This window comes from Salinibacillus kushneri, assembly GCF_900111405.1.
Taxonomy (GTDB): Bacteria; Bacillota; Bacilli; order Bacillales; family Alkalibacillaceae; genus Salinibacillus; species Salinibacillus kushneri.
The window spans coordinates 61,768-68,450 of the sequence record NZ_FOHJ01000016.1; the positions used below are offsets into that span (position 1 = coordinate 61,768).

The window sequence follows — 6,683 nt, forward strand, 5'->3', positions numbered from 1 at the left end:
ATCAATGTACTTATATACATTTAGGTTTACTGTCTTCTGATTATCTAATCTTAGCATATCCTTCTTTTAGTCACAAGTTACCTTTGGTTCTCTGTAAAAACATGGCACAGGAAACATGTAACTATGCTCTTTTGATGATATAATCCCAATCAAATTTTTGCTATAATAATGGAGATGTAATTTATATAATAGAGGACGGTCTATAATGTATGATATTCATAAGTGGAATCATGTGTTTAAACTAGATCCAAACAAAGAGATATCTGATGACAGTTTGGAAAAAGTATGTGAGTCAGGAACGGATGCAATCGTGGTTGGGGGTACGGACGGTGTTACGCTTGATAATGTCCTGCAGATTCTCGCACGAGTAAGACGTCATTCGGTTCCTTGCGTATTAGAAATATCGAATACTGAATCCCTAACGCCAGGGTTTGATTATTACTTTATTCCTTCTGTGTTAAATTCTCAGGATAAGAAATGGTTCATGGATTTACATCACCAGGCAGTGAAAGAATATGGAGACATCATGAACTGGGATGAAATCTTTATGGAAGGCTATTGTATGGTAAATCCAGAATCAAAGGCTTTTCAATATACCCATTCCACTTCTTTAAAGGATGAAGATGTGATTGCATATGCCCAAATGACAGAGAAAATGTTTCGTTTTCCGTTCTTTTATTTAGAATATAGCGGTACATATGGAGATCCTAAACTGGTTGAACGTGTAAAGCAAAAGCTGGATCAAACCTTACTTATATATGGCGGGGGCATCTATAAAGCAAAACAAGCAAAAGAAATGGCTCAATTTGCAGATATCGTTGTAGTTGGGAATGCTATTTATGAAGATTTGTCCAATGCACTTAAAACAGTGAAAGCAGTTAAGAATTAAAAATCAATAGGTAGGTGGGGATACCTTGAGTATAGTAGAGAAAATTGTACAAGGAATGAATAGTGAGCAGGCCAAAGCCGTTCAGCATACGGAAGGTCCCCTATTAATTATGGCAGGAGCAGGAAGTGGGAAAACAAGAGTTTTAACCCATCGTATCGCTTATCTTCTCCATGAAAAAGGTGTACCTCCGTACAATGTTATCGCTATTACGTTTACAAATAAGGCGGCACGTGAAATGAAGGAAAGGGTACAGCGGCTGGTAGGTGCAGGATCTGAAGAGATTTGGATGTCGACCTTCCACTCATTATGTGTTCGTATTCTGCGTCGGGATATTGATCGAATAGGGTTTAATCGTAACTTTTCTATTTTGGATACGAGTGATCAATTATCTGTAATTAAACAAGTGTTAAAAGATTTAAACCTTGATCCGAAGAAGTGGGATCCACGTGCCATGTTAAATGGCATTAGTACAGCTAAAAACCAATTAATGACACCAGAACAACTTAAGAAGGAAGCTAATCATTTTTATGAAGAAACAAATGCCCAAGTTTATGAAGGCTATCAAAATACTTTGAATAAAAATGATGCATTAGATTTTGATGATTTAATTATGAAGACCATCCAACTGTTTGAAAGGGTTCCGGAAACCTTACAATATTACCAGCGCCGATTTCAATATATTCATGTGGACGAGTATCAGGATACCAACCATGCTCAGTATCAGCTTGTAAAAATGCTGGCTGAACGCCATCAGAATCTTTGTGTAGTAGGAGATTCTGACCAATCAATTTATCACTGGCGTGGGGCAGATATTGAAAATATTTTATCTTTTGAAAAGGATTATCCGAATGCCCGGACCATTATGTTAGAGCAAAATTACCGTTCAACGAAAAAAATTCTGGCCGCAGCAAATCATGTAATTGAAAATAATGTCTCTCGAAAGCCTAAAAAATTATGGACAGAAAATACAGAAGGGGAGTTAATTCAATTTCATCAGGCGGCAAGTGAACGGGATGAAGCGATATATGTTGTGGAGCAAATGGAAACATTAATGAATGAAGAAAATCTGCAATACCGGGATATGGCGGTTTTATATCGTACCAATGCTCAATCTCGTGCCGTTGAGGATGCATTTGTAAAATCGAATATCCCTTACCAAATTGTGGGAGGTACAAAGTTCTACGATCGTAAGGAGATTAAAGACTTACTCGCTTATTTGCGTTTAATTGCCAATCCAAATGACGATATAAGTTTCCAACGTGTTGTTAATGTACCTAAACGAGGAATTGGAAATACTTCAATAGAAAAAATGCTTGCTTATGCCGCATCTCATGACCTATCCCTTTACCAAGCGGCAGCAGAAGCGGATTTTATTGGCTTAAGTAAAAAAGCGACAAATGCCCTGGTCAATTTCCAGCAGATGATTAAAAACTGGGAGCAGATGCAGGAATTCTTATCTGTAACAGAAATCGTTGAGGATGTTATTGAAAAAACTGGTTATGAAGAGATACTAAAAAAAGAAAAAACGCTTGAGTCACAAAGTCGACTCGAAAATATTAACGAATTTAAAACCGTAATCAATCAATTTGAAGCCAGCAATGATGATAAATCGTTAATAGCTTTCTTAACGGATTTAGCATTAGTATCAGATATAGATAAAGTAGAGGATGAGGATGAAGATAATAAAGTCGTGCTTATGACTCTACACTCGGCTAAAGGATTAGAGTTTCCAATTGTGTTCTTAATCGGAATGGAGGAAAGTGTATTTCCTCATAGCCGCTCTCTGATGGACGAAGAGGAAATGGAAGAAGAAAGAAGACTGGCTTATGTTGGGATTACAAGAGCGGAAAAGAAATTATTTTTAACACATGCTAAAATGCGTACCTTGTATGGCAGAACCAATATGAACCCAGTTAGCCGATTTATTAACGAAATCCCGGATGAATATATCGATAAAGAAGAAGAATCGATGTTTTCGACAGGTTTTCAAACACAGAAAACATCTATCCACAGTCCTTCACAGCATCGTACGCCAGATAGCCCTAAGCGTAAGGCACAAACAATGGGGAAAGCTTCAACTGGTGGAGAAACGATTGATTGGAGTTCTGGGGATAAAGTACAGCATAAAAAATGGGGAGAAGGAACAGTTGTAAAAGTACAAGGTAGTGGTGATGAAATGGAACTGGATATTGCCTTTCCGGCACCAGTTGGGATTAAACGTTTATTGGCAAGATTTGCCCCAATTACAAAAGGGTAATGGAGGTGCGCAAGTTTGGATAAAGAAACGGCTGAAAAGAGAATACAAACCCTACGCGATGAATTGAATCAGTACAATTATGAGTATCATGTATTAGATAACCCTTCTGTTTCCGATTATGAATATGATACAAAAATGAAAGAATTACAAGATTTAGAAGCTGAATATCCCGATCTGTTAACTCCTGATTCTCCATCTCAAAGGGTAGGTGGAAAACCTTTAGATTCATTTCAAAAGGTTCAGCACAATATCCCGATGCTCAGTTTAGGCAATGCCTTTAATGAACAGGATTTACGTGATTTTGATCGCAGAGTACGGGAAGGGACAGACGCAAAGAATATTAATTATGTGTGTGAGTTGAAAATTGACGGACTAGCTATTTCTCTCCGTTACATTGATGGAATTTTAGAGAGAGGGGCTACGCGTGGCGATGGACGTACAGGAGAGGACATCACCCAGAATCTTAAGACCGTTCGAAGCATTCCGCTAAAGATTAGTGAAAATCAGACCATTGAAGTTCGCGGCGAAGCCTTCATGCCAGTGAAATCCTTTAAGGCTCTTAATGAAGCCAGAGAAGCAGAGGGTAAAGACGTGTTTGCTAATCCACGAAATGCAGCAGCAGGATCCCTGCGTCAGTTAGACCCGAAAATTGCTGCCAAGCGTAATTTAGATATTTTTGTTTACAGTGTAGGGGAATGGGAGGCGGGAGAATTGGCTTCCCATAGTGAACGCTTGTCCTATTTAAAACAATTAGGCTTTAAAGTAAACCCAGAAACGAAAACCTGTAAAAACATTGATGAAGTCATTGCATACATTCAATATTGGACAGAGCATCGCCCGGAATTAAGCTATGAAATAGATGGGATTGTCATTAAGGTTAATCAAATGGATATTCAAGAGGAGCTTGGCTTTACAGCTAAAAGTCCGCGTTGGGCTATTGCCTATAAGTTTCCTGCAGAAGAAGCCACCACTACCTTAAGGGATATTGAATTAAGTGTAGGGAGAACGGGTGCCGTAACACCGACAGCACTATTAGATCCTGTTCAATTAGCCGGAACCACTGTACAACGGGCTTCTCTGCATAATGAAGATTTAATTCGGGAAAAAGATATTCGTATTGGAGATACAGTTGTCATTAAAAAGGCCGGCGATATTATTCCTGAGGTTGTTCGAGTGGATGTTGATCGTCGTTCAGGCCATGAAGAACCATTCCACATGCCAACCCATTGTCCAGAATGTGGCAGTGAACTTGTAAGGCTGGAAGAGGAGGTTGCCTTACGTTGTATTAACCCAAATTGTCCTGCTCATTTAAGAGAGGGACTCATTCATTTTGTTTCCCGAAATGCGATGAACATAGATGGCCTTGGAGAAAAGGTGATTAAACAGCTTTTTGAACATGATTTAGTGCATACCATTGCTGATTTATATAAACTTCAAAAGGAAGAACTGTTAAAATTAGAAAGAATGGGAGAAAAATCTGTTAGTAATCTTTTAACAGCCATTGAAAACTCAAAGGAAAATTCACTTGAACGGTTACTTTTTGGTTTAGGAATACGGTATGTTGGAAATAAGGCTGCTCAGACATTAGCGGAAAATTTTAAAGAAATGGATTCCCTGGTGGAAGCCAATATGGATGACTTAATTGCTATCCAGGACATCGGTGAAAAAGTAGCGGATTCGATTGTACGCTATTTTGAAAAACCTCAAGTCCAATCTCTTATCAAGGAATTAAGGGATTTAGGCTTAAATATGGAATATAAGGGACTTACTGAAGAAGATATTGATACAGAATCACCTTTTTCAGGCAAAACCATCGTTTTAACGGGTAAACTTGAGCAGTATTCACGTTCAGAAGCAAAGAAACAAATTACAGCTTTAGGTGGAACAGTAACCAGTAGTGTGAGTAAAAATACGGATATTCTCATAGCCGGTGAAGATGCAGGTTCAAAGTTTGATAAAGCACAGGAACTTGGAGTAACGATTTGGAATGAGCAACAAATGGTAGATGCCTTAAGCTAATAGGGGTGGAGAGTGATGATGAAGAAAAGTTTATTAATTCTTGTCCTGTTCATTCTCATAATTGCCGGTTGTACACCGAACTATGATGAGGAGGAAGAGATTGTTCAGGATACGAAGGAAGAAGAATCCGAAACAGCCATTGTACCTAGCTATAACATTTCAGATGAAGAATATAAAATGCCTGTTGAATACAAACCAGCAGCTGCCAGAGGTGTAATTGTTAATCAGGTATTTAATCGATTTGATATAACGGAGCTGGAAGAAGGTTTAAGAAGACACTCAAAAGATGCCTTTGATCCAGAGGATTACCTGTTTCAAGAAGGGCAATATTTAACAGAGGATATGGTTTATAGCTGGTTAGAACGAAAAAACGAAGATGATAAGGGGCTTAATCCAGCACTCAAAGGCGATAAGAATGACCCGAAATCCTATCGTGATGCCCCGCGGTACTTGTCTCATGTTCTGGAACAAAATTATTTACAAAAAACCGAAGGAAATCAAGTGGAAGTAAGAGGAGTTTCTATAGGTCTTGCATTAAAATCAGTCTACCAGTTTGAAGCAAAAACTGGTGGACCTACTTATTATGAAGATATTAGTCAAAAGGAAATGTTAGCTAAGGGGAAGGAATATGCGCAAACGATATTGAAACGTATAAGAAATATTGAGGAATTGCAAGACGTTCCGGTAATGATCGCCTTATTTAGAGAAGAAGAGCAATCTTCACTGGTTCCAGGCAATTTTGTAGCCAAAACGTTTGTTGAGGGAGGAAGCTCTTCTACTGGGGAATGGGAAACAATCAATGAGGATTACATTCTATTCCCTTCTGATGAAGCAGAAGACAAACACCAAACCGAAGCGGCCGTTATGAGCGATTTCACGAGTGAAGTTCGTGAATTTTTCCCTAACTTTGTCGGGGTAGTCGGTAAAGGATTTTATGTAAATGATGAATTACAAGAAATAAAGATTAAAATACCTATAGAGTTTCATGGGAAAACGGAAGTTACAGCCTTTAGCCAGTTTGCCTACGGGCTTATTATGGAAACCTTCACGAATAATTATGGTATTGAAGTAAATATTCAATCTCCAGATAAACAGGAAGCGTTAATCTGGAGAGATGCGGGTGAAGAAGAGCCGGAAGTATATATTTACCAATAACCATAAAAAAGACTAACCATACAGATGTGTGCTGAACCCTAAAAGTTAGACCAAAATATTTAAGCAGCTAGTTGACTGGTATGCAGACGGTATTCCACCGGGCTCATGCCAGTCAATTTTGCTTTTATCCGTTCATTGTTATAGTAAAAAATATAATCAGTTACTGCTTGCTTAAGCTCTTCAAATGATTTATAAACTTTACCGTAATACATTTCCTGTTTCATTAGCCCAAAGAAATTCTCCATTGGTGAATTATCTAGACAGTTTCCTTTTCGGGACATACTTTGAAAGATACCATTATCTTTTAGTTTCTTTACATACCTCTTCATTTGATAACCCCAGCCTTGATCAGAGTGTATAGTA

The 6,683-nt window shown here is 38.3% G+C and carries 5 protein-coding genes; 4 read left to right on the top strand and 1 reads right to left on the bottom strand.

The features are described 5' to 3' along the window. Positions 1–205: 205 nt before the first annotated feature. Genes pcrB through BMX63_RS16720 form a run of 4 tightly spaced genes read left to right on the top strand, consistent with a single transcriptional unit; the run spans position 206 to position 6,320 of the window. Positions 206–889 carry a heptaprenylglyceryl phosphate synthase gene (gene pcrB, locus BMX63_RS16705; RefSeq protein ID WP_093137622.1) on the top strand — a complete coding sequence of 228 codons (684 nt, stop codon included), beginning with the start codon at positions 206–208 and terminating at the stop codon, positions 887–889. Between the two features lie 55 nt (positions 890–944). Beyond that, a complete protein-coding gene (gene pcrA, locus BMX63_RS16710) occupies positions 945–3,146 on the top strand; it encodes a DNA helicase PcrA (RefSeq protein ID WP_093137630.1) in 2,202 nt (733 codons plus the stop codon). Between the two features lie 15 nt (positions 3,147–3,161). Next, a complete protein-coding gene (gene ligA / locus BMX63_RS16715) occupies positions 3,162–5,165 on the top strand; it encodes an NAD-dependent DNA ligase LigA (RefSeq protein WP_093137624.1) in 2,004 nt (667 codons plus the stop codon). Positions 5,166–5,183: 18 nt separating this feature from the next. Continuing rightward, the gene (locus BMX63_RS16720) at positions 5,184–6,320 is read left to right on the top strand and encodes a CamS family sex pheromone protein (protein ID WP_093137632.1); all 1,137 of its coding nucleotides are present in this window, start codon (positions 5,184–5,186) and stop codon (positions 6,318–6,320) included. Positions 6,321–6,379: 59 nt separating this feature from the next. On the opposite strand, the gene BMX63_RS16725 is transcribed toward BMX63_RS16720, so the two are convergent. Further along, on the bottom strand, positions 6,380–6,683 hold a 304-nt coding region (locus BMX63_RS16725; RefSeq protein ID WP_143060179.1), incomplete at its 5' end, for an IS3 family transposase.

What these genes read in the sequence shown, in the direction of transcription:
- BMX63_RS16720 (WP_093137632.1), top strand. Translation starts at nt 5,184, where the DNA reads ATGAAGAAAAGTTTATTAATTCTTGTCCTGTTCATTCTCATAATTGCC.
- pcrA (WP_093137630.1), top strand. Translation starts at nt 945, where the DNA reads ATGAATAGTGAGCAGGCCAAAGCCGTTCAGCATACGGAAGGTCCCCTA.
- pcrB (WP_093137622.1), top strand. Translation starts at nt 206, where the DNA reads ATGTATGATATTCATAAGTGGAATCATGTGTTTAAACTAGATCCAAAC.